The sequence below is a fragment of the Teredinibacter haidensis genome (assembly GCF_014211975.1).
GTDB lineage: Bacteria > Pseudomonadota > Gammaproteobacteria > Pseudomonadales > Cellvibrionaceae > Teredinibacter > Teredinibacter haidensis.
Genome location: NZ_CP060084.1, coordinates 3,494,559 through 3,516,252 on the forward strand (window position 1 = coordinate 3,494,559; position 21,694 = coordinate 3,516,252).

Genomic DNA, 21,694 nt, shown 5'->3' on the forward strand with positions numbered 1-21,694 from the left:
GCCCTCAAAGTGTGGTAACACAGGCCACTCCACCATCCATACCGACAAGACCAGTATGAACCAGGTTTAAAAAGCGCTCCACAGTGGTAAAGTATCTCCCCCCGCAGAGAGGTACCATGAGCTCATCACTGATTCCCGAAAGACCCATCCTTATCTACCCTGGCCTCGCAGCAACATTGGGGCTGGAAGAGTCCGTGCTGCTTTCTGTTTTGTCGGATCTGGCTGCAGGCGCCGAGGTGCAGGCGGCACAAGGTTTTGAGTGGCGCCATATCGAAACGAACACGCTGCGCTCTGCCCTACCCTTCTGGGATGATCGCGATATCGTACGCTTGGGTAAAAACCTCCATGCGAAGGGCGTACTCTTGCAAGGGCCAAACCTCTTTGGCACCAGCTCCCACTATCGCTTCGCCTTTAACGAAAGGGTCGCTACCGCAAGCACACAGTTGCATAAAACGACGCAACAAAAAGTCACGCCTCAACAAGCGCCGGCGACCACAAGCGGGAAAAACTACATCGCCAGCAACTGGCAGCCAGACACCAATACACTGGCACAGCTCGCACAACACAACATCCCCGACAACTTCTCCTACGAGCAGCTACCCGAGTTCGTTACATATTGGCGCGATAGCGGCGAGGTACATCGCTCGTGGGGAGCCAAGTTTATATCCTGGGTTATTCGCAAATGGCGAACCTTTGAAGCCCAGCGCAATCGTCAGGATCAGAACAGCCCCATGCAGGCGAACTGGTGGCCCAGCGAGGATGCCATGGATGTACTCACCGTGCATGCGGGGATCAGACGGGAGTTTGTCGAAGATGCCATCCCGGAATTTATTCTGTACTGGAAAGAGCGCGGCGATTCGCTAAAGACCTGGAACAGCAAGTTTATTCAGCATGTACGTATCCAGTGGAAGAAATTCAATACCGCGCTGGAACACAGCACCGACCCCAAACCCATTTCGACCAACTGGCAGCCCTCGGAAGATGTTTATGATGTTCTACGCCTCGCGAATATTGATGTAAACTTTGCTACAGGGCTGATTCCAGAGTTTATTTTGTACTGGCGCGATAGCAACCAGATACACACAAGCTGGAACACCCGGTTTTTACAGCATGCAAAACGTGAGTGGGCGAAACGCCACGCAATCACCAGCCCTCAAGCGGGCAACGAAACCAGATCGACACGGGATATAACACTTGAAGAAGAACTCGCTGACAGAAGCTGGGCCAACTAAATCCCAGGGTAACGTACGAATCGATGCCATCAATCAGATTTTTGCGCTATTCAAACGTAACTATCACAACCAGTTTTTTAAAGCCTACAGCAACGAAACGGATGTAAACGCTACCAAACGCTTGTGGCTGGAAGCGCTGCAGCGCTTCGAACCGCGCGTTATGCTGCTAGCGTCTCGCTCAATCATCGAAAACAACGAGTTTTTACCCACACTTGCAGCCATGATCAAAGCCTGTGAAACCAGTAGCGATCTCGGCTTGCCAGAAGTTCATGCTGCTTATCTGGAAGCCTGTCGCGCACCCTCGCCCAAGGTCAGTCATAAATGGAGCCACCTGGCGGTTTACTACGCAGGTAAAGCCGCAGACTGGTATTTCCTGCAAAACAACGTTGAGCATGTCGCTTACCCCATTTTTAAGCAGCACTACCAGCAGGTGTGTGATCGAGTCCGTTTAGGCGAAACGCTGGCCGCCCCCAACAAGCCCGCACTACCGAAAGAAGTTAACAAACCGATCGATAGAAAATCGGCTCGCAACAAATTCAGCCAATTCAGAAAAACTCTCGACTTATAGAAAGACATTTATGATTTTTAAAAAACTTTTAGCGATTGCTCTAGTCGCCTATCTACTCTTTGCGCTTATCATAATCATTGTCGCAAGTCACCACAGGGCTCTGCATATAACGCCAGCCCCCTCCGTGGCGCAGGCACCAGATTTTGCCGAGATAGAAAACATTAAAGAGCGAAAGGCCGCTTTTTTTGCGTTCCTAAGACCACTGATAGAAACTGAAAACCAAAAAATTCTCGCCCAACGAGAGAAGCTTACAAAGCTAACAACACAATTCTCCGCGAATGGAAAACTCAACCACCGCCAGCAAACGCAACTTCTAAAGTTAGCAGAACAATTTTCTGTTAAGCCAAGCGAAGATACTCAAAAATTATTAGGGCAACTCAGTAAGCGGGTTGACACGTTACCCGCCGCTTTGGTGCTTGCGCAGGCAGCCAATGAATCCTCCTGGGGCCGTTCGCGTTTCGCTACAGAGGGCAATAACTATTTTGGCCAATGGTGCTTTAAAAAGGGCTGTGGCCTAGTTCCCAGTAAAAGAGCGGCAAAAGCGGGTCACGAAGTGCGCAAATTCGACTCGGCAGGCGAGTCCGTCGCCGCTTATTTTTTCAACCTAAATACACACCGCGCCTATAAATCACTACGCGAACTGCGGACCAACTTAAGAGTGCAAAATATAGCCGTAACCGGGCACGCTCTTGCAGGCGGACTTACGCATTATTCTGAGAGAGGAAAGGAATACATCGAAGAGTTACGCGTGATGATCAGGGTAAACCGGTTAGAGTAAATAGGATTCCCGGGAGCCTGCCAGACATTCGGGCTTTAGGCCTCGGCCCGCCCGCCCCTATACCCAATCGATAAACAAGCTAATGGAAAGCAGGGGCTTCAGGCAAAGGCCAAGCCCACACCATCTGCAGTAAGGCGCACGACCTTCATATTGGTTTCGGAAACATCGTTGCACTCGGAATAAAGCTTGGCTTCGAATTCATCACCAATAGCAATAAAGTGTACGAGCTCCCGACAATTGACAAAAACACCCGACTCGGAGATATCACGCGTTTCAGCCATTACGTCGCCAATATCGCGATGAGTAAGACGTACAACACATTTAACGACTGTACGCCCATGCTTACGGAATCCTGACATAATATTAGGCAAATTATTTAATAAGTGAACGACAACAACACGAGTTCAGCCGAGTCCCTGGCCCCGTATCGATCTTATTTCCCAAACTCAAAGTGTCGATATTTTTATCGATCTATTTTTTTTACCTTGTAACTTTTACACACCTCCGCCTGAGTTTTTGCAAAAGTCTGTCAGGATTCTACTACAACTGAGTCCACTTTTTGAAAACCACGTGGCAATTTATTACCACGACGGCCACGTTCCCCTCGATAGTGCTCCAGGTCCTTAAACTTAAGTGTTAAATAACGTTTGCCCGAATTAACTTTAATGCATTGAGTTTTATCGATAACAACTAATGCAATAATAAATTCTTCTCGCGACAGAACACGCGCTGCCGGAATATTCATAATTTTATTCCCTTTACCGCGAGCCAACTGAGGCAATTCGGTAATGGGAAATACCAGCAAACGACCTTCGTTGCTAATCGCTGCCAACCAGCTGTCATCCATGCTATTGATCATCTGAGGTTGCATCACTTTTCCACCCTTGGGCAGAGTTAGCAATGCTTTACCGGAGCGGTTTTTGGTGTACATATCAGCAAGGGTGGCGACAAACCCGTAGCCCGCGTCGGACGCAACCAATATCTGTTGCTTCTCGTCACCCATTAACATGCCATCAATAGTAGCGCCACTAGGCGGGTTTAAGCGCCCGGTAATCGGCTCTCCCTGAGAGCGCGCGGAGGGCAGGGAATGTGCGGGAATCGCATAGCTGCGACCGGTGGAATCCAGCAACAGAGCTTGTTGGTTACTCTTACCTTTAGAGACAGACTTGAAGCTGTCGCCCGCTTTATAACTTAGCGCTGTCGGATCAATATCATGCCCCTTCGCGGAGCGAATCCAACCCCGCTCCGATAACACAACCGTTACCGGTTCGCTGGTCATCAATTCAGTTTCACTAAAGGCCTGAGCCTCTCCGCGAGCCACGATTGGCGAGCGACGGTCATCACCAAAATCATCAACCGCTTGCTCCAACTCTTTGCGAATCAGCGTTTTTAAACGGCGGGCAGAATCGAGAATTTTTTTCAGCTCCGCACGCTCTGCTGCCAACTCATCCTGTTCCCCGCGGATTTTCATTTCTTCTAGACGCGCCAGCTGACGCAGGCGAGTATCAAGAATGTAATTCGCTTGGTCTTCGGAAAGCTCAAAGCGCTCCATTAATTTTTGCTTGGGATGATCCTCTGTACGAATAATACGGATCACTTCATCCAAGTTCAAAAAAGCGACCAGCAATCCGTCCAGCAAATGCAGGCGGCGTTCAACCCAGTCCAAACGACATTGCAGACGGCGGCGGACAGTCACCATGCGGAAGCTGAGCCAATCGTGAAGCATACCGTCCAGCGACCTCACACCGGGACGACCATCAATACCGATAACGTTCATGTTAATACGGTAACTGCGCTCCAGATCTGTGGTGGCGAACAGGTGGTTCATCACCGCATCCATATCAATGCGATTGGAGCGCGGCACAATCACCAGACGGGTGGGATTTTCATGGTCGGACTCATCGCGCAGATCAGCTACCATCGGCAATTTTTTCGCCTGCATTTGTGCGGCAATTTGCTCCAGGATTTTGGCTCCACTGACCTGATGAGGAAGAGAAGTGATCACAATATCGCCATCTTCTTTCAACCAGACTGCGCGCATCTTCATGCTGCCACGGCCGGTTTCATACATTTTCTGCAAATCGGTCTTGGACGTGATAATTTCGGCGTCGGTGGGCATATCCGGACCGTGGATATATTCACACAGATCAGCCACTGTCGCTTTGGGGTTTTCCAGCAAGTGAATAGTAGCGGCCACCACTTCGCGTAGGTTGTGCGGAGGAATATCTGTAGCCATACCCACTGCAATACCGGTGGTGCCATTTAACAATACATTGGGCACGCGCGCGGGCAGAATTTTGGGCTCGTCCAACGTGCCATCAAAATTGGGCAGCCATTCAACGGTACCCTGCGCCAGCTCACTTAATAACACTTCCGTATATTTAGACAGACGCGACTCGGTATAACGCATTGCGGCAAACGATTTAGGATCATCTTGTGAGCCCCAGTTGCCCTGCCCCTCCACCAACGGATAGCGATAGGAAAAAGGCTGCGCCATCAGCACCATCGCCTCGTACGCGGCGCTGTCACCGTGCGGGTGAAATTTACCAATAACATCACCCACGGTACGGGCGGATTTTTTGAATTTCGCGCTGGCTTTTAAGCCAAGCTCACTCATGGCATAGACGATGCGCCTTTGTACCGGTTTTAAGCCATCGCCCACATGGGGCAGCGCGCGATCCAAAATCACGTACATAGAATAATCGAGGTAGGCTTTTTCGGTAAATTCTTTTAGCGGAAGCTGTTCGTCTGCGAAGGGTATTACAGTAGATTCAGACATAAGATTGTGTGCGTATTTGTACTTATAAAAATAGTGCGCAGAATTCTAGCAGAGATCCCCGAATAAATGTCATGATTGCGATAAATAACGAAACGGTTCCAACAAGGCATAGCGCCCCATGAAAACAGAAGACCGACTGGGAAAACACTGCCCAATACAGTATCAAACCAATAATTTGGGCCAACCTGTAGGCCTGCCGCTCGCCTGGCAGACAGCCACCACCCCCGCACCGCTCACCATTAGCGGCCGGCACGCACAGCTACAGCCACTGGATGCAGACAGGCATGCCGAAGCCCTGTACCGCGACATACAAGGCCAACCACAGGAGGCCATCTGGACCTACATGCCCTACGGCCCCTTTCAGCGATTTGCCGATTACCAACAGTGGCTGCAACAGGCCTGCTCACATAATGACCCCTTGTTTTTCTGTATTACCAATGTCGATGGCGAAGCAAAAGGAGTTTTTTCCCTCGCAGCCATCGAACCACAAAAAGGCAGTATAGAACTGGCTCATGTTATGTTTATGCCATCGATGCAAAAAACAGCATTGGCAACAGAAGCGGTTTATTTAATATTGAAGTATGTCTTTGAGCTGGGTTTCCGCCGCTGCGAGTGGAAGTGCAATGCCTTGAACAGCGCTTCAAAAAAGGCCGCCCTGCGCTTTGGTTTTTCCTATGAAGGTTTATTCCGCAACGCCATGGTTGTCAAAAACCGGAATCGAGATACGGCCTGGTTCGGGATGACAAGTGAAGACTGGCCCGCCGTAATGCCAGCATTTAAAAATTGGCTATCGCCCGACAACTTCGATAGCGGGGGTCGACAAATACAGCCCCTATCACGCTATACTCAGCCACGGCATCGGCGCTTAATTATTGACCCACTGGGAACCAATAGCGAGACCGAAACTCTATTAACCACCCTTTGAACTTAGCGCTACAAACTCATGCTCCGAGCCACTACCAACCTTCGCATTGTAACCGCAGCCCTGCTGTGGCTTTTGGTCGCCAATCCATCACAGGCTGACAATAGCCCACAGCCACTCGCTGTTGGCATGACGGCTCCCAATTGGATGATGAGCGATATTGAAGGTGACATGCATTCCCTTTACGCAGAACTGGAGCAGGGCAACGAAGTCATCATAGTGTTCTGGGCAAGCTGGTGTAAGTTCTGCAGGGAGCTACTACCGGAAATCAACCTGTTCCAGCTCACGCTAACCAATGACCCGGTGAAAATTTTTGCCATGAACATATGGGAAGATGGCGACCCGGTAGGCTACTTCGACAGCCGTGACTTTAAACTGCCATTAATCCTTAACGCTGACGCTATCGCCCGCCGCTATGCGGTAGAGGGCACTCCAGGTGTGGTGTTTATAGGCAAAGACAAAACCATTCGCTATTTACGTCAGCCGGGGGAAGACTCAGTGGCCGTCATGCGACAGCTACAGGCCCTAGTACTAGAAAAGTATCTAAAAAAATAAGGCGCTAAGCGATATCCGCCGCTGCTTTATCGACATCCTCCAGCAGATCTAGTGGTTCAACTTCCTCGCCTTCCATTTCCGTATTCCAGTTTACCCCAACCAACAGCACATCTTCGTGCATACCCGGCAGCCACTCATCCAGCAACTCCTCCAGTGAAATGGGTACCACTTTGTAATCCTTCCACTCTTCCTTGCAATGCCACTTGGCGTATTCCGGCTGAGACCACATAGGCATTACCTCCAGCTCCTCGTTCTGCAGAGAGCTGCAGAGGGCCCAGCCATCACTGCCTTCCAAACCCCACACACACCCCGTTTCCAGAGCGTCTTCAATAAAGATATCGTAGTTTTCGTCGAAGTCTTCGCCAAGCATCTCGAGAGTGTCAGTCATCGTGGTCACCGATAGAGAGAGTTAAAAATAAAGAGGGTTGTAAACGGGAGGAGCAAACAACAGAAAAACAGCACTTATAATGTAGCCAAAGCGACTGAAGAACAATAAAAAATTTGTCCGTTGTTTAGCTGCTGACAGCATCCCTTACATAGGGGTTATGCAGACGCTCCTGCCCGAAAGTAGAGATAGGCCCGTGGCCGGGCACAAAGGTCACATCGCGCCCCAACGGCCACAGCTGGGTTTTGATCGCATTGATCAGGGCTGCGTGATCACCGCGAGGAAAATCCGTTCGTCCAATCGAACCGTTAAACAGCACATCCCCCACAAAAGCCAATTTACTCCCGCGCTCAAACAATACGATATGACCTGGGGTGTGACCCGGACACAAAAGGACTTCCAACTGCAACTTTCCAAGGGGAATGGTATCGCCGTTTTCCAGCCACTGATCCGGCTTAAACGCAGGCACGATGGGGAAGTTCATCATTTGCGACTGTCGATCCAGCATCTCTATCCAGAACAGGTCATCTTTATGCGGGCCGACTACCGACACACCCAGCAACTCTTTAAGTTGAGCCGTTCCCCCCACATGATCCAAATGACCGTGAGTCAACAGGATTTTTGTCACGTTCACACCCAGCTTCTCGATTAGCCCCTGTATGCGCTCGACTTCACCACCGGGGTCAATAACCGCCGCCTCCAGGGTTTCCGAGCACCAGATAACGGAGCAATTTTGCATAAAAGGGGTCACTGGAAGGATTTCATATTTCAACATGGGTCACTCTATACGGCCTAAACGCCCGATGAAGGCAGGCAAAATCATAAGTAAACAACAAATTTTCCGGCATTTTAGCGGCACACGACTAGAATAGATATTACGACGCAAATTTCTCGACCGACACCAATGAGTACAATACTAAACCTAAGTGAAGATCACCGCGACTGCCTGCAAGAGATAACCAACGTGGCGATGGGCCAAGCGGGGGACAAACTGGCACGCCTGCTGGACACCTTTGTCATCCTCTCAATTCCCCATATTGAGGTGATGGCACCGTCCGACATCGCTATGGCGCTACAGTCACTTGATGGCAACGATTCAGTCTCCGGCGTTTGCCAGGGCTTTATTGGCGGCGGCATTTCCGGCGAGGCGATGCTAATTTTTAACGACACCAGCTTTTCCGATCTCGCCAAGCTGATGAAATATGATGACGTACTGGACGCACAGGCGGAGCGCGAACTGCTAATGGACACTACCAACGTCTTGTTTGGCGCCTGTCTAAAGGGGATTGCCGAACAAATTGATATGGAGTTCAGCTACGGCTCACCCATGGTGCTGGGGCAGCATGTGCGCCTTTCTGATATATTCCAGAGGGAAAATAACCGCTGGGATCACGCCCTGGTAACCGAAATTAACTATCAATTGGAAGGCTACGATGTGAATTGCGACTTACTAATCGTAATGACCGACAGCTCCATGGATATCGTACTTAAAAAACTCGATTATTTGCTCGAATAGGCCTCGTTCCCGGAGTTAGAACTAAGAAGCCCAATGACGAAAACTCAAGATTTTCTCAATGATTTCCACTGGCTGATGGATGTCCTCCAGGATATCGATGTTGGCTTGGTGATCCTCGATAAGGAGTTTAAAGTCCAACTGTGGAACAGTTTCATGCAAAACCACAGCGCCAAAATGCCCGATGTCGTTCTCGGCCAAAGGCTGTTCGACCTGTTCCCGGAACTTCCCGAAGCTTGGTTTCGACGCAAAGCCGACTCCGTCTTTGTGCTACAGAATTCCGCATTCACTACCTGGGAGCAGCGCCCCTACCTATTTCGCTTCAACAGCTATCGGCCAATCACCAGCATTGCCGACTACATGTACCAAAACTGCACCATCATTCCACTAACCAACGCACGCGGCGAAGTGGAGCATATCTGCCTTATTATTTACGATGTTACCGAAGTCGCAGTCAACCGCTTGCAACTGCAGACCGCTAACGAAAAATTACATACGCTTAGCCGAACGGACGGCCTTACCGGCCTGCTCAACCGCAAATCATGGCAGCAAGAACTGGAACAGGAGCACCGGCGCTTTAAGCGTCACGGCCATGTCAGCTCGATGGTCATGTTCGATATCGACCACTTCAAGAAGGTGAACGACACCTACGGCCACCCGACCGGCGACCAAGTTATCCGTGAAACCTCAAGCACTCTGCGGAACAGTCTGCGCGACATCGATTTGGCAGGGCGCTACGGCGGCGAAGAATTTGCCATTATCCTAAAAGATACTGGCGCCGATGGCGCTATGACCCTGTCTGAACGACTGCGTAAAAGTATAGAGTCTATTGTTGTCGAGCACGAAGGGCACAATGTTCGATTTACCGTCAGCCTGGGTATTGCCGAACTCAACTCATCCGTAAAAACACCTGCAGATTGGATCGAATGTGCCGATAAAGCTTTATACAAAGCTAAAAACGGTGGTCGCAATTGCAGCGTGATCTACACCCAGTAGATCACGCTATTGGTTGCATTTTAACCACCATATTCGCGAACAAAAAAACAGCTTTAAACGCCACTCGTCTGACTCAAATTTCGACTAGACTTAGCGAGAGACGATAAAAAGTTACCCTTATTCGTGTTCCGGGGACAGGTAAACACTTATGATAAAGCAATCCCTTACAACCAAGCTGATGGCCGCTATGACCATTATGATTCTGGTTGCCGCTACTATTATTCTCTTTGTTAGCTATCAAGCCATTTCCAGCAGCCAGCAGGAACAATTCGAAACGAATGTCGAAAGTCAGATCGAACTGATCAACTCCTCCCTTCTGGAACCGGTATTCGCCTACGATTTCTCTCAAATCCAAGCCATCGCCACCTCAGCCGTAAATACAGCACTCGTGTACAGTATTCGTATTATCGACCACCGGGGGAAAGAACTGGCAAACGCAGCAGAAAGTACAGCGCTGAGCCCTAAGCTCAAGGAAGCACGCAGGGGCGTTGAGGTCGTCAGGGGCGGACAGATTATTGGCAGCTACGACATCACCTTCTCCAAGCAGCAAATGGAAAGCATCCTCAGCAGCCAGACTACCACCAGTATCATTATGGTATTGGCGCTGATGGCAGCGGCCCTGATCACACTCTATTTTCTACTGAAAAAAATTATTATTACCCCCGTCTCACTGGTTACCGATCGGCTTTCAAAAATTGCAGAAGGAGGTGGCGACCTGACGACTCGCTTACCCGTGCGCGGCAGCGATGAAATCGCAGATCTTGCAGAAAAATTCAATCAGGTTATTGACCAGATCGCGCAAATCATTCGCAACGTCATGACAGTGACCGATAAAGTTGGCGTAAACGTCGAAAATATGAGCAGCGCCACCAACAATACCGTGGAATCTACAGGTCAACAGCTAAAAGAAATTGAGCAAGTGGCAGCCGCGTTAAACCAATTGTCTGCATCAGCAGAAGAGGTCGCCCGCTCCGCAGGGGAAACTGCTGATAGAACTAAAGACACTAGCACAGCCGCCATCGAAGGCACCCAGGTGATGAAGTCGTCACAGGAAACGATTCAACGTCTAACCGGGCAAATTGAAGCCACAGCCGAAAAAATTCAGGTGCTGAAAAACAGCAGCGAAAACATTGGTTCGGTTATGGAAGTGATCCGCTCTATCGCTGAGCAAACCAACCTGCTGGCACTTAATGCGGCAATTGAAGCAGCCCGCGCCGGCGAGCAGGGACGAGGCTTTGCAGTGGTAGCGGACGAGGTACGATCGCTGGCCCAGAAAACCCAGGCCTCCACCGAAGAAATTGAATCCATCATTTTGCAACTTCAAAAGGCTGCCGACGAAGCTCATAGCTCGATGAGTACCAGTACTTCATCGGTACAGGAAACCATAGACACCTCCATGAAAGTGGAAGAAGCGCTGGAGATGATCAAGGGTAACGTCACCACTATCAACGATATGAACCACCAAATTGCCACGGCTGCCAACGAGCAGAGCTCTGTGGCCAATGAAGTAAGCAAAATCATTTCCGCCATCTTCTCCCTATCGGAAAAAGTCTCAGGCAACGCACACATTATTGCGGAAAACTCCGAGCAACTTTCGAGTGAAAGCGAGGAGCTAAAAAGTCAGATGCACAAATTTATTGTCTGAGCACTTAAGAAACACCTAATAAAGCCGGGCTTTTCGCCCGGTTTTTTTATTTCTGCAAGACGAGATTGACCACAACAGGTAAAATCCACACCCTCATTCAGGGTCTGTATCAGGGGATACAACAATGCTCCCTACCTTACTTAGGGCTTTACAGCAGCAAGGCTTTTCAGCAGAAAAATGTGCCAAATACCAACGCTTCCACGAAAATCTGGAGCAACAGCTCAACGCCGATTCCAGTCAACACTGGCTGGCGCAGGTACACAACGACGATCTGCTACGTGAAAAATTCCTGCGTGTTACCGCCAATAGCGAATTCGTGCAAACGCAGCTACAAAGACACCCGCACTGGTTACAGCATCTGCTTCACCAGGATGCCTTTGCACCACAGAATGAGTGCTATTACCAAAATGAATGCGAGCAGCGAACGACCAACTGCGTCTCTACCGACGAACTAAAGAAAGCGCTTCGCCAGTTTCGCAACCAGGCTCTGGTGAATATTATCTGGCGCGACTTCAACCGCGCCCTGGACACGCTGCAAATTACGCAAGAACTCAGCTGGCTGGCCGAAAACTGCATACAGCAAGCGCTTAATTACCACTATCGAGAGCTGGTCGAAAAGCACGGCGAACCGAAAAACAGCCGTGGCCAAATTCAGCCAATGCTGGTTATCGGCATGGGTAAGCTCGGCGCTGGGGAGTTGAACTTATCCTCCGATATCGATTTGATTTTCGCCTACCCCAGCACCGGCGAGACACAGGGAGGGCGGCGCCCATTAAGCAACCAGGAATTTTTTATTCGCCTGGGTAAGCAACTGATTCAAACCCTGGACACCGTAACGGCCGACGGCTTTGTTTTCCGCGTGGATATGCGCCTGCGCCCATTCGGGCAAAGTGGTGCACTGGTAAGCCACTTCGCCGCCATGGAAGACTACTATCAAACCCAGGGCCGGGAGTGGGAACGCTACGCTATGATCAAGGCGCGAGTCATTGCCTCCAGCATGAAGGGAAGCGATACCAGCAAGCACGCGATTAAAAACCTAAACCAGTTAATCAGCAGCTTCACCTACCGCCGCTATGTCGATTTTTCAGTAGTCGAATCACTACGCGGCCTGAAGCAGATGATCAACCAAGAAGTTGCTCGGCGAAAGCTCGGCGACGATGTGAAGCTTGGTGCCGGCGGCATACGAGAAATCGAATTTATCGCGCAGGCATTCCAACTGATTCGCGGTGGCCGCGATACCCAACTGCAAGACAACCGCTTAATGGTAATACTGCCGCTTCTGGAAGAGCTTAATTGCCTGCCATCCGGTAGAGCGGCGGAGCTTGCCGAAGCCTACCGGTTTCTTCGTAATACCGAGCACGCCATTCAGGGGTTTCAGGACAGGCAAACCCAGAAAATCCCGGACGATCAAGATCAACGCCTGGGCATTGCGCGCGTAGTGGGCTTCGAAAACTGGGACGATTTTTACCAGAAACTCGGACGTTACCAACAACTCGTCAAAAGCGAATTTGCCGCAGTTATTGCCTCACCCGATGATAAACAGGAAGCCGATTTCAGCTCCGGCTGCGATTGGCGCAGTGTCTGGCTCGACACCTTGGAGCCCGATGACTATATCAAGCTACTGGCAGAGCACGGTCACGAAGACCCCGTAAAAAGCCTCGAGCACCTGGAAGACCTGCGTATCAGCAGTAATATTCTCACCATGCAGCCCGCCGGGCGTCAGCGCCTGGATGCCTTTATGCCGCGACTGCTAGCCTCCGTGACCAAGGTCTCCAGCCCTACGGAAACCCTGCGTCGCATCCTGCTGCTAGTCAAATCCGTCGCCCGCCGCAGCGCCTACCTTCTGCTGCTGATCGAAAATCCCGGCGCACTAAAGCAACTGGTCTCGCTCGCCGCCGCTAGCCCCTGGATTGCAGAAGAACTGGCGGCGCGCCCGGCATTGCTGGACGAACTGCTGGACCCTCGCAGCCTCTATCACGCGCCGAAGAAAGCCGAGCTGGTAGACGAACTGCGTAGAACCACACTGCGCATTGCTGAAGACGATCTGGAAGAGCAGATGGAGGCCTTGCGCTACTTCCGCTCCGCTCACGCTTTGCGAGTGGCGGCCTGCGAAATCAACGGCTCTCTGCCATTGATGCAAGTCAGTGATTACCTAACCTGGCTGGCAGAAACCCTGCTGGAATATGTACTCAATTTCGTGTGGCAACAATTGACCCGAAAACACGGCTACCCCGATGGCGACGAACGGCCCAACCCCAATTTCATTATCGTCGGCTACGGGAAGCTGGGCGGCATAGAGCTGGGCCACGGTTCAGATTTAGATCTGGTCTTTATTCACAATGCCGATTCAATGGGCACGACCGATGGCGAGCAACGCGGTATGAGGCCGCTGGATAACCAAACGTTTTTTATGCGCCTAGGGCAAAAAATCATTCACATGCTGAACACCCGCATGGCATCGGGCGAGCTTTATGAGGTCGATATGCGCCTGCGACCCTCCGGCAATTCAGGCATGCTGGTCACAACACTCAGCGCCTTCGAAAAATACCAAAAATCCGAGGCCTGGACCTGGGAGCACCAGGCGCTGGTTCGAGCCAGACCCGTTGCCGGTGACGCAGAGCTGACTCAACAATTTAACGCCGTCCGCCAACGCATACTCGCCACTGAACACGATTCAACCAAATTGCGCACCGATGTAGTCGAAATGCGCGAAAAAATGCGGCAGCATTTGGGCAGCGATAAGAAAGACGACGGCATCACCGCCTTCCATCTAAAGCAGGATCGCGGCGGTATCGTTGACATAGAATTTATGGTTCAATACGCGGTTCTCGCCTGGGCGCACAAAGTCTCTGGCTTAACAAAATTTACGGACAACATCCGAATACTGGATAGCCTTGCGCAATCCAACCTAATGTCGGCTCAAGAGGTCGACGAACTGACAAACGCCTACAAAGTACTCCGTTCCCTTGGGCATCGCCTAACCCTACAACAGCAGTCCAACCGCGTTGAGGTTGAACAACTAGATGGCGAAGTAAAAACAGCCCGGGAACAGGTTGCGCGCTTGTGGAAAAACCTATTTGAGGGTTGAGATTGTTTGTCGCTTTAGCGCTACCGGTCTTGGGTATTCCCAAGGCTATAAAGAAACATTGTGCCAACGGCGAAAACTCAGTCGCGAGGCACAGAGTAAAGCCGCTTGCTCGGCAAAAACATAAGACGGTACATTTCAAAGCAAACGAAATGGCCCACAGAAAACATATTATTGGAGTTAAAAATGTCATTCGCTGACCGCGATGGAGTTATCTGGTTCGACGGAGAATTAATCCCTTGGCGCGACGCCAAGGTTCACGTACTCACTCACACCCTGCACTACGGCATGGGCGTGTTTGAAGGCGTGCGTGCGTACAATGCCGGAGAATACGGCACCAGCATTTTTCGATTGAACGAACATACCGACCGACTGTTCCGCTCGGCTCATATTATGAATATGGACATGCCCTGGAGCAAAGACGAACTTAACGAAGCACAAAAACTGGTCGTACGCGAGAACAACCTGGAAGAGGCCTACCTGCGCCCAATGGTCTTTTACGGATCGGAAGGCATGGGCCTGCGTGCCGACAATCTGAAATCCCACTGCATTGTCGCCGCCTGGAATTGGCCGTCTTATATGTCGCCCGAGGCCAAAGAAATAGGTATTAAAGTTCGCGTCAGCAGCTACACCCGCCACCACGTTAATATTTCTATGTGCAAGGCGAAAGCCAACGGTCACTACATCAACTCCATGCTGGCACTCAAAGAAGCGCTCGATTGCGGTTGCGAAGAGGCTTTACTGCTGGACAACGAAGGCTACGTCGCCGAGGGTAGTGGCGAGAATGTTTTTATCGTGCGCAACGGTATTATCTACACGCCGGAGCTGACTTCGTGCCTCGACGGTATTACCCGCAACACCATCTTCCAATTAGCGGAGGAATGCGGTTATCAAATTATCGAGAAACGAATCACCCGTGACGAGGTCTATGTCGCCGACGAAGCCTTCTTTACCGGTACAGCAGCAGAAGTATTACCTATTCGTGAACTGGACGGCCGCGCGATTGGCGCTGGTCACCGCGGCCCAATAACGGAACAGCTGCAAACTCTGTACTTCAAAGCCATTCGCGGCGGCTTGAGCCAACACGCCGAGTGGCTGGCTCCGATAAAGTAAGCGCCCACTCAATATTCAGGTAGTTCGCGAACGGCTACCTGAATATTTTGTTTTCACCCTATCTTTTGTCACCACCACGCCAAGCGCGAGAAAAAATGACAGCACAGCAATTACCCCCCAAAACAAACAACCTCTATCGCAGGCTACTCAGTTACGCTTTTGAATATCGAGGCTTTTTTATCGTCAGTATTATCGGCTTTGCCCTGTTTGCAGGGATGGAAGCCATTATGGCAATGCTGGTGGAATTTTTTCTCAACAACCTTGAAGGCCGCGAGACCGACTCGTTAAACTTTATCCCCAAGTCTATAACGACTTCACTCTACTTTGTTCCTGCCGCTCTAGTATTACTGGCCGCATTGCGCGGTGTTGGCGCCTTTCTTGGCAATTTTTATATGGGTCGCGTAGGGCTTGGGGTTGTCAATGATTTACGCAAGCAAATCTTCGGACACATGATTTTTCTGCCGCAACGTTTTTACGACGAAAAAAATTCCGGCGAGCTTGTGTCTTTGATTATTTACAATATCGAGCAGGTAACCGGCTCCGTAACCCGCGCAGTCAAAATTCTGTTTCAGGATGGTATGCAGGTTATTGTCTTTTTGATTTTTCTGCTCTACATGAACTGGCAACTGACGATTACCTTTATTGCTGTCACCCCTATTTTGGCCGCACTAATATATTTGGCCAGCCGCTATTTTCGTCGTGTCAGCCGCCGAATTCAGCTGACTGTGGGTCGCGTCACCCATATTGCGACCGAGAGTTTTCAAAGCATCAAACTGGTAAAAAGCTACAACGGCGAAAAATACGAAAACCGTCGTTTCAAAGAAGCTACCGATGAAAACCTACGCTTCGGTATTAAATTCGAGCGTGTTAGCGCTCTGCAAACACCCATTTTACATATTGTAATCGCCAGCGCTCTGGCAACATTGTTCCTACTGGTACTCTTCTTCTGGGAAGACACCTCGGCAAAAGCCGTAGTGTTTGTCACACTTGCAGGAAGGATCGCAAAGCCCTTTCGCCAGCTAAGCACCATCAACTCCGTAATCCAACGTGGGCTGGCCGCTGCCGAAACAATTTTTGAAACTCTAGATATACCCGCGGCGGAAAACCGTGGCAGCAAAACACTGGTAAATACCAAAGGTGCTATTGCGCTAAACAATATCAGCTTTCATTACCAGCAAGATCAGCTCGCTCTCAAACAGCTGGATTTAGCCATTGCGCCCGGCGAAACCATCGCCTTGGTTGGCGCTTCCGGCAGTGGAAAATCAACCATCGTTAATTTATTGCTCCGGTTTTACGAACCACAGCAGGGGAAAATCACTATTGATGGGAACGACATACGAGAGCTCAGCCTTAGCTCCCTGCGCGATAATATCGCCCTGGTAAATCAGCAAACCATCCTGTTTAACGACAGCGTGCTGGCCAATATTGCTTACGGCAGCGACAACATTGATCGTGAGCGCGTAATCGAAGCGGCTAAAAACGCCTATGCAGAGCACTTCATTAACGAACTGGAACACGGATTTGACACCGAAGTCGGTGAAGATGGCGACCGTCTCTCCGGTGGCCAACGCCAGCGCATTGCGATCGCCCGAGCACTCTATAAAGATGCTCCTATTTTGATTTTGGACGAAGCCACATCCGCATTAGACAACGAGTCGGAAAAGCAGATTCAGAAAGCGTTGGAAAACCTCAAACAAGGGCGAACAACATTAATTATTGCCCACCGCCTCAGTACTATCGAAAATGCCGATAAAATTGTTGTACTGGATAGAGGTGAAGTTGTTGAAGCGGGAACACATCAACAGCTCCTTCAGGCAAAAGGTTACTACGCCAAACTGCACAGCAGCCAACGGGAATAGACATAAAGATCATGCGTTATCTCTACACGCTTCTTTTCACACTGTGTATTCCGCTCATTTTATTGCGCTTATGGCTGCGCGGCAGAAAGCTGCCCGCTTATCGCCAGCGCTGGACAGAACGCTTTGGCATATTTCCCGCTCCCAACCAAAATAAAAACTTTATCTGGGTGCATACGGTTTCTGTTGGCGAATTTATTGCCGCCAAGCCGATGATCGACCAACTCCTGGCATTAAACAATTACCAGCTGGCAGTTACCACTATGACACCCACAGGCTCTGAGCGCGTTACCGCCACCTACGGTGACAAGGTCTTTCACGTATACGCGCCCTACGATCTACCTTTTTCACTTAGCCCTTTTTTAAATAAAATAAAACCCAGGCTCGCCGTTTTCCTGGAAACCGAGTTGTGGCCCAACACCCTTCACGCCTGCGCGAAACGCAATATTCCTACACTACTGGCCAATGCACGCCTTTCCGAAAAATCGGCGCGAGGCTATCAAAAAGTCAGCTGGCTGAGCAAGCCCATGCTGCAAAAACTATCGCTGGCCGCCATTCAAAACTCCGCCGATGCAGCGCGCTTTAAAGCCTTGGGATTAGCACAAGAGAAAGCTGAAATTATTGGCAATATTAAATTTGATATTGCCGTGAGCGACGAACTACGAATACAAGCGAGAAAACTAAAGCAGCAACTTTCCAGTGATGGCTTATACAATACCTGGATCGCCGCCAGCACCCATAAAGGCGAAGATGAAATAATTCTGGAAGCCTTCGATTTACTGCGAAAACAGCATCCTCTGGCACGACTTATTCTTGTCCCCCGGCATCCTGATCGCTTCAATAGTGTTTTTGAACTCTGCGAGAAAAGAGGCTTTAAAACACTTAGGCGCAGCGACAATCACTCGACCCTTAACTCAGATAAGTTCGATATTTATCTCGGCGATACGATGGGGGAAATGATGTTGCTCTTCGGCTGCGCCGATATTGCCTTTGTGGGTGGCAGCTTCGTCAATAACGGTGGACACAACACCATCGAGCCCGCCGTATGGCGCCTGCCCATACTCTCCGGCCCCAGCCAGTTTAACTTTCTCGATATATCCCGAATGCTAACAAAAGCTGGCGGGCTGATTACCGTCAACAACTCTGAACAACTCTCGCAACAATTAATGGAACTCTTTCACCAGGAAAAAGCCTTAGTTGCGGGCGCCGCCGCAGCGAAGGTGGCCGAACAAAACCAGGGGGCTCTGGCTCGGCTGATGGCTATCATTCAAAAACAGATAGCATCTGTACACGACCGCTCACAATCGTTTTCTTAACTCTATACCTTCGTGCCGCATCATTATTACTAATCGAAAAACGTTTTTACCAATCGACTACCTATGAGGTAAATAAATGAAAAATGCGCTACTTGCCTGTCTTGTTTCAGTATCCGCAGTGGCTCTTTATGCCAACGCTAAAGACAGCCACTCGAACGAACATAGCCACGTGTCTGACCAGGTTATTGTCAGTCAGCGTGCAATGCTTGCGAAGACCACGAAAGATAAAGGATTTGGCCCACAGGCACCACGCGATATTGACTCTGCAACGGGTAACAACCAAAGGCTTTTTGGTGCTGCGCCCGCTTACACAGAGATGAATCTCTGCAATATCCATTTCCATAAAAACGCCGAGCATAAGGGCGGTGAGTTTACGACCTATGCTGGCAACGGCGATGGCCACGGCTATCAAAGTGGATACCAGTATTCTGGTCATTTGAGCGCCGCCGAACGTAAACCGGTCGCAGGTGAAGTATGTCCAAGCAAACATGGCGATCTAGCCGCTGGTGATACGATTGAAGTGCACTACGTTCACACAAGCGCAAAGGTCGAGCCCGGAGCTACATTAGGCTCATGCTTAAGTGACTCCATTAAAAACCCGCAGTTGCGAGTGGAAACGCAAGTGTATGTGCTGGTTAACGATAGTAACGCTTTAGACTTCGGCGAACTGACCAAACACAGCGCGAAAAACGGTCTTCACCAAGCCTTAAATATACCTGGTAACACCGGTACTCCGGTTCAATACGCTGGCTCTACCACCGGGCCGGGTTACAATGAAACGGCCTCTCCTTTCCAGGTAACCTGGAGCGTCCGCCCCAAGGTATCAAAAGTGAATATTCAAACCGTTGGCAAATGGTGCGAAGGTAATATCTTTAACGAAGATCATGCACACGGTGTGCGAAACCTCGTCACCAACTCGGATCTTCTGTCAAAAATCCCGAAATAAGCAATTTGGACAACACGTTAGCCATCGCAAATAAATCCTTCAGCAGAGAAATCGCATGCGCAACTTTCCTGCTGAAGGCCATGCTTACACAGCCATCATTTATCAGAAAAATAAACGCGCTTAAGCCTACGTTATCGCAAACGATCACGGCGCAGAATAAAGCTTATTCAGGCGTTAAAACAATCATCCGTAGCAGACGCTCTTTTTTTTGTCACAATCCAAAATATCCAAGACACAAGTGAAGCAAGACTTCGCCGCCACACAGAAGCCAGTTTTCATTTAGCCAACCACAGCCATACTTCCGCGAATGAATACGGGCTGTTCGCCTGTTTATAGTTGCGAAATGGTCGCCGAAAACCGGGTCGCATTATTGGAGAGTATTACCTAGAGTGGCGTACCTCCCATGGCTAAGCCCTCGCTCTAGACGTAACAAACGGCCCTACACACGAACCCTCCCGCGCCGTTCACTCGACGGCGCGCTTGTGTTTCAAAATATTACAAAATGTTACGCTTGGCGTTCTTTCTTAGCGCCTAGAATCCACACCGCAACATACAACACCCGCCAGACAGGGGGAATACTGGCTCTGTTCAACACCCACTAGCTCTGTTCATTTTTTATGTCGCTTTCCTTAACAAATCTTATCGAATCTCGTCGTGACATTCGCGCTACAATAGCGCCCCTCAGTTAATTCTTCAGTGCCCATTTATTAACCTGCTGATCACCTGGCCTCTGCCACCATAAACCGCACAATTTTTAGGCGCTTATTATTCGGAGCTTTACGATAATGACCAGTACCACCAAACGGATTGTCTTTCCTATTGTAATTATTCTGATTGCCGCAGCCATTGTTGCCGCACTTGTCGCCGGAAAGAAAAAGCCTGAGCGTAAGAACGATACGAACAATGCGCCATTTGTTTCGGTAAAAACAGTCGAGTTAGCCCCCTTAACGCTGAGTGTAAAATCCCAGGGTTTGGTTCAAGCCAAATTTCAAACCCAACTGCTGGCGCAGGTAAGTGGTGAAATCACACAGGTATCGGAAAAATTCGTACGCGGTGGTCTGGTTAACAAGGGTGAGTTACTGGCGCAGGTTGACCCGTTTAACTATCAGGTAAAACTGCAACAAGCTAACGCCAGCCTGGCCAGCGCCAAAGCACAGTTTATTCTGGAGCGTGCTCAGGGCCGTGTCGCCGAAGCCGAGTGGGAAAAAATCACCAATGCCGAACCGTCCGAGCTGGGCTTGCGCAAGCCCCAACAGGAACAGGCTCTTGCGGGTGTGAAAGCCGCCGAAGCTGGCGTGCGTCAGGCCACAAAAGATTTGCAGCGCACTCGAATCATAGCCCCATTTGATGCGCTGGTAGCGGCCCGAAATGTCAGCCCCGGCACTTTTGCCAATATGGGCACGCATATCGGTACCGTGCTTGATGTCGAGACCGCCGAAATTCGTCTACCCGTTTCCAATAACGACTTGGCCTTTCTTGAGGCGGGCGGTATCAACGCGCCCGTTAACTTGGTCGCAACCCTATCAAACCGAATCGTAAGCTGGCAAGCCAATATTGTTCGCGACGAAGGCGTCGTGGATGACAAAAGCCGCATGGTTTATTTAGTTGCGCAGCTGGAGGACCCTTACAACCGCTCTGGCCAGAGTGACGCTCCTCGCCTACCCTTTGGCACCTACGTCACCGCCGAGATCGAAGGTCGACACATTGCGTCTGCCGCCTATGTGCCTCGCCAGCTGTTGCGCGATAACCGCTTGGCGCTTTATGGCAACAACAACACCTTAACCTTTGCCGAAGTCGAAGTGATTCGTCATGAAGGTAAATTCAGCGTTATTTCCAACGGCCTGATGGACGGCGACCTGCTGATCACCTCATCGCTGGAGTACCCGGTGGAAGGCATGGCGCTCAGTACTGAGGCCGCAGAGGAAGACGATTCAATGTCCGGCGCCCAACCACTAATAACGGCTGAACCCCAGGCAACAACACTGACCGACAAGGAGAGCTAAGC

18 protein-coding genes are annotated in these 21,694 nt (G+C 50.3%); 14 read left to right on the top strand and 4 right to left on the bottom strand.

What is annotated here, in order from left to right:
* The first annotated feature begins 116 nt into the window (after window positions 1–116).
* The 3 genes from H5715_RS14000 to H5715_RS14010 are packed head-to-tail and all read left to right on the top strand — an operon-like array spanning window position 117 to window position 2,578.
* The gene (locus tag H5715_RS14000; RefSeq protein ID WP_075188291.1) at window positions 117–1,232 is read left to right on the top strand and encodes a DnaT-like ssDNA-binding domain-containing protein; all 1,116 of its coding nucleotides are present in this window, start codon (window positions 117–119) and stop codon (window positions 1,230–1,232) included.
* Window positions 1,195–1,800, top strand: coding sequence for a replication protein P (locus H5715_RS14005; RefSeq protein WP_075188292.1), 606 nt, complete (start codon window positions 1,195–1,197; stop codon window positions 1,798–1,800). Before H5715_RS14000 ends, H5715_RS14005 begins: the two co-directional genes overlap by 38 nt.
* Before the next feature lie 10 nt (window positions 1,801–1,810).
* Window positions 1,811–2,578 (top strand): glucosaminidase domain-containing protein, encoded by a 768-nt coding sequence (locus H5715_RS14010; protein WP_246434552.1) that lies wholly within the window; start codon window positions 1,811–1,813, stop codon window positions 2,576–2,578.
* Window positions 2,579–2,676: 98 nt separating this feature from the next.
* On the opposite strand, the gene H5715_RS14015 is transcribed toward H5715_RS14010, so the two are convergent.
* Window positions 2,677–2,937, bottom strand: coding sequence for a PilZ domain-containing protein (locus H5715_RS14015; RefSeq protein ID WP_075188293.1), 261 nt, complete (start codon window positions 2,935–2,937; stop codon window positions 2,677–2,679).
* Between the two features lie 170 nt (window positions 2,938–3,107).
* Window positions 3,108–5,357: a DNA topoisomerase IV subunit A gene (gene parC, locus H5715_RS14020; RefSeq protein WP_075188294.1), complete on the bottom strand. Its 2,250-nt coding sequence runs from the start codon at window positions 5,355–5,357 to the stop codon at window positions 3,108–3,110.
* Between the two features lie 118 nt (window positions 5,358–5,475).
* Here parC and H5715_RS14025 point away from each other — a divergent pair, with 118 nt between their 5' ends.
* Entirely contained in the window at window positions 5,476–6,282 is an 807-nt protein-coding gene (locus H5715_RS14025; RefSeq protein ID WP_083608283.1) for a GNAT family N-acetyltransferase, read from the top strand.
* Between the two features lie 18 nt (window positions 6,283–6,300).
* Window positions 6,301–6,834: a TlpA family protein disulfide reductase gene (locus H5715_RS14030; RefSeq protein WP_075188295.1), complete on the top strand. Its 534-nt coding sequence runs from the start codon at window positions 6,301–6,303 to the stop codon at window positions 6,832–6,834.
* 4 nt (window positions 6,835–6,838) lie between these two features.
* Here H5715_RS14030 and H5715_RS14035 read toward each other — a convergent pair whose 3' ends face one another.
* Together H5715_RS14035 and H5715_RS14040 are read right to left on the bottom strand one after the other, a co-directional pair.
* Window positions 6,839–7,222: a DUF2750 domain-containing protein gene (locus H5715_RS14035; protein WP_075188296.1), complete on the bottom strand. Its 384-nt coding sequence runs from the start codon at window positions 7,220–7,222 to the stop codon at window positions 6,839–6,841.
* Between the two features lie 124 nt (window positions 7,223–7,346).
* Window positions 7,347–7,994: an MBL fold metallo-hydrolase gene (locus tag H5715_RS14040; RefSeq protein WP_075188297.1), complete on the bottom strand. Its 648-nt coding sequence runs from the start codon at window positions 7,992–7,994 to the stop codon at window positions 7,347–7,349.
* Window positions 7,995–8,123: 129 nt separating this feature from the next.
* Here H5715_RS14040 and H5715_RS14045 point away from each other — a divergent pair, with 129 nt between their 5' ends.
* From H5715_RS14045 to H5715_RS14085, 9 genes are all read left to right on the top strand, one after another.
* Window positions 8,124–8,735, top strand: coding sequence for a histidine kinase (locus H5715_RS14045; RefSeq protein ID WP_075188298.1), 612 nt, complete (start codon window positions 8,124–8,126; stop codon window positions 8,733–8,735).
* 33 nt (window positions 8,736–8,768) lie between these two features.
* Window positions 8,769–9,728, top strand: a complete 960-nt coding sequence (locus H5715_RS14050) for a sensor domain-containing diguanylate cyclase (RefSeq protein WP_075188299.1) — start codon at window positions 8,769–8,771, stop codon at window positions 9,726–9,728.
* Window positions 9,729–9,876: 148 nt separating this feature from the next.
* Complete coding sequence (locus H5715_RS14055) at window positions 9,877–11,373, top strand: methyl-accepting chemotaxis protein (RefSeq protein WP_075188300.1); 1,497 nt, start codon at window positions 9,877–9,879, stop codon at window positions 11,371–11,373.
* A 124-nt stretch (window positions 11,374–11,497) separates the two neighbouring features.
* Entirely contained in the window at window positions 11,498–14,461 is a 2,964-nt protein-coding gene (glnE, locus tag H5715_RS14060) for a bifunctional [glutamate--ammonia ligase]-adenylyl-L-tyrosine phosphorylase/[glutamate--ammonia-ligase] adenylyltransferase (RefSeq protein WP_075188301.1), read from the top strand.
* 183 nt (window positions 14,462–14,644) lie between these two features.
* Entirely contained in the window at window positions 14,645–15,571 is a 927-nt protein-coding gene (locus H5715_RS14065) for a branched-chain amino acid transaminase (RefSeq protein WP_075188303.1), read from the top strand.
* 95 nt (window positions 15,572–15,666) lie between these two features.
* Entirely contained in the window at window positions 15,667–17,430 is a 1,764-nt protein-coding gene (gene msbA, locus H5715_RS14070; protein ID WP_075188304.1) for a lipid A export permease/ATP-binding protein MsbA, read from the top strand.
* Window positions 17,431–17,438: 8 nt separating this feature from the next.
* Window positions 17,439–18,743, top strand: coding sequence for a lipid IV(A) 3-deoxy-D-manno-octulosonic acid transferase (waaA, locus tag H5715_RS14075; RefSeq protein ID WP_075188305.1), 1,305 nt, complete (start codon window positions 17,439–17,441; stop codon window positions 18,741–18,743).
* Window positions 18,744–18,819: 76 nt separating this feature from the next.
* Window positions 18,820–19,689, top strand: a complete 870-nt coding sequence (locus tag H5715_RS14080) for a delta-class carbonic anhydrase (RefSeq protein WP_075188306.1) — start codon at window positions 18,820–18,822, stop codon at window positions 19,687–19,689.
* A 785-nt stretch (window positions 19,690–20,474) separates the two neighbouring features.
* Window positions 20,475–21,692, top strand: a complete 1,218-nt coding sequence (locus H5715_RS14085; protein WP_075188307.1) for an efflux RND transporter periplasmic adaptor subunit — start codon at window positions 20,475–20,477, stop codon at window positions 21,690–21,692.
* Window positions 21,693–21,694: the final 2 nt, after the last annotated feature.

Excerpts from the sequence above, each read along its gene's own strand:
- H5715_RS14035 (WP_075188296.1), bottom strand. The coding sequence starts at position 7,222 with ATGACTGACACTCTCGAGATGCTTGGCGAAGACTTCGACGAAAACTAC.
- H5715_RS14030 (WP_075188295.1), top strand. The coding sequence starts at position 6,301 with ATGCTCCGAGCCACTACCAACCTTCGCATTGTAACCGCAGCCCTGCTG.
- H5715_RS14015 (WP_075188293.1), bottom strand. The coding sequence starts at position 2,937 with ATGTCAGGATTCCGTAAGCATGGGCGTACAGTCGTTAAATGTGTTGTA.
- H5715_RS14055 (WP_075188300.1), top strand. The coding sequence starts at position 9,877 with ATGATAAAGCAATCCCTTACAACCAAGCTGATGGCCGCTATGACCATT.
- H5715_RS14000 (WP_075188291.1), top strand. The coding sequence starts at position 117 with ATGAGCTCATCACTGATTCCCGAAAGACCCATCCTTATCTACCCTGGC.
- H5715_RS14040 (WP_075188297.1), bottom strand. The coding sequence starts at position 7,994 with ATGTTGAAATATGAAATCCTTCCAGTGACCCCTTTTATGCAAAATTGC.
- H5715_RS14050 (WP_075188299.1), top strand. The coding sequence starts at position 8,769 with ATGACGAAAACTCAAGATTTTCTCAATGATTTCCACTGGCTGATGGAT.
- H5715_RS14085 (WP_075188307.1), top strand. The coding sequence starts at position 20,475 with ATGACCAGTACCACCAAACGGATTGTCTTTCCTATTGTAATTATTCTG.
- msbA (WP_075188304.1), top strand. The coding sequence starts at position 15,667 with ATGACAGCACAGCAATTACCCCCCAAAACAAACAACCTCTATCGCAGG.
- H5715_RS14025 (WP_083608283.1), top strand. The coding sequence starts at position 5,476 with ATGAAAACAGAAGACCGACTGGGAAAACACTGCCCAATACAGTATCAA.
- H5715_RS14080 (WP_075188306.1), top strand. The coding sequence starts at position 18,820 with ATGAAAAATGCGCTACTTGCCTGTCTTGTTTCAGTATCCGCAGTGGCT.
- H5715_RS14065 (WP_075188303.1), top strand. The coding sequence starts at position 14,645 with ATGTCATTCGCTGACCGCGATGGAGTTATCTGGTTCGACGGAGAATTA.
- H5715_RS14010 (WP_246434552.1), top strand. The coding sequence starts at position 1,811 with ATGATTTTTAAAAAACTTTTAGCGATTGCTCTAGTCGCCTATCTACTC.
- glnE (WP_075188301.1), top strand. The coding sequence starts at position 11,498 with ATGCTCCCTACCTTACTTAGGGCTTTACAGCAGCAAGGCTTTTCAGCA.
- parC (WP_075188294.1), bottom strand. The coding sequence starts at position 5,357 with ATGTCTGAATCTACTGTAATACCCTTCGCAGACGAACAGCTTCCGCTA.
- H5715_RS14045 (WP_075188298.1), top strand. The coding sequence starts at position 8,124 with ATGAGTACAATACTAAACCTAAGTGAAGATCACCGCGACTGCCTGCAA.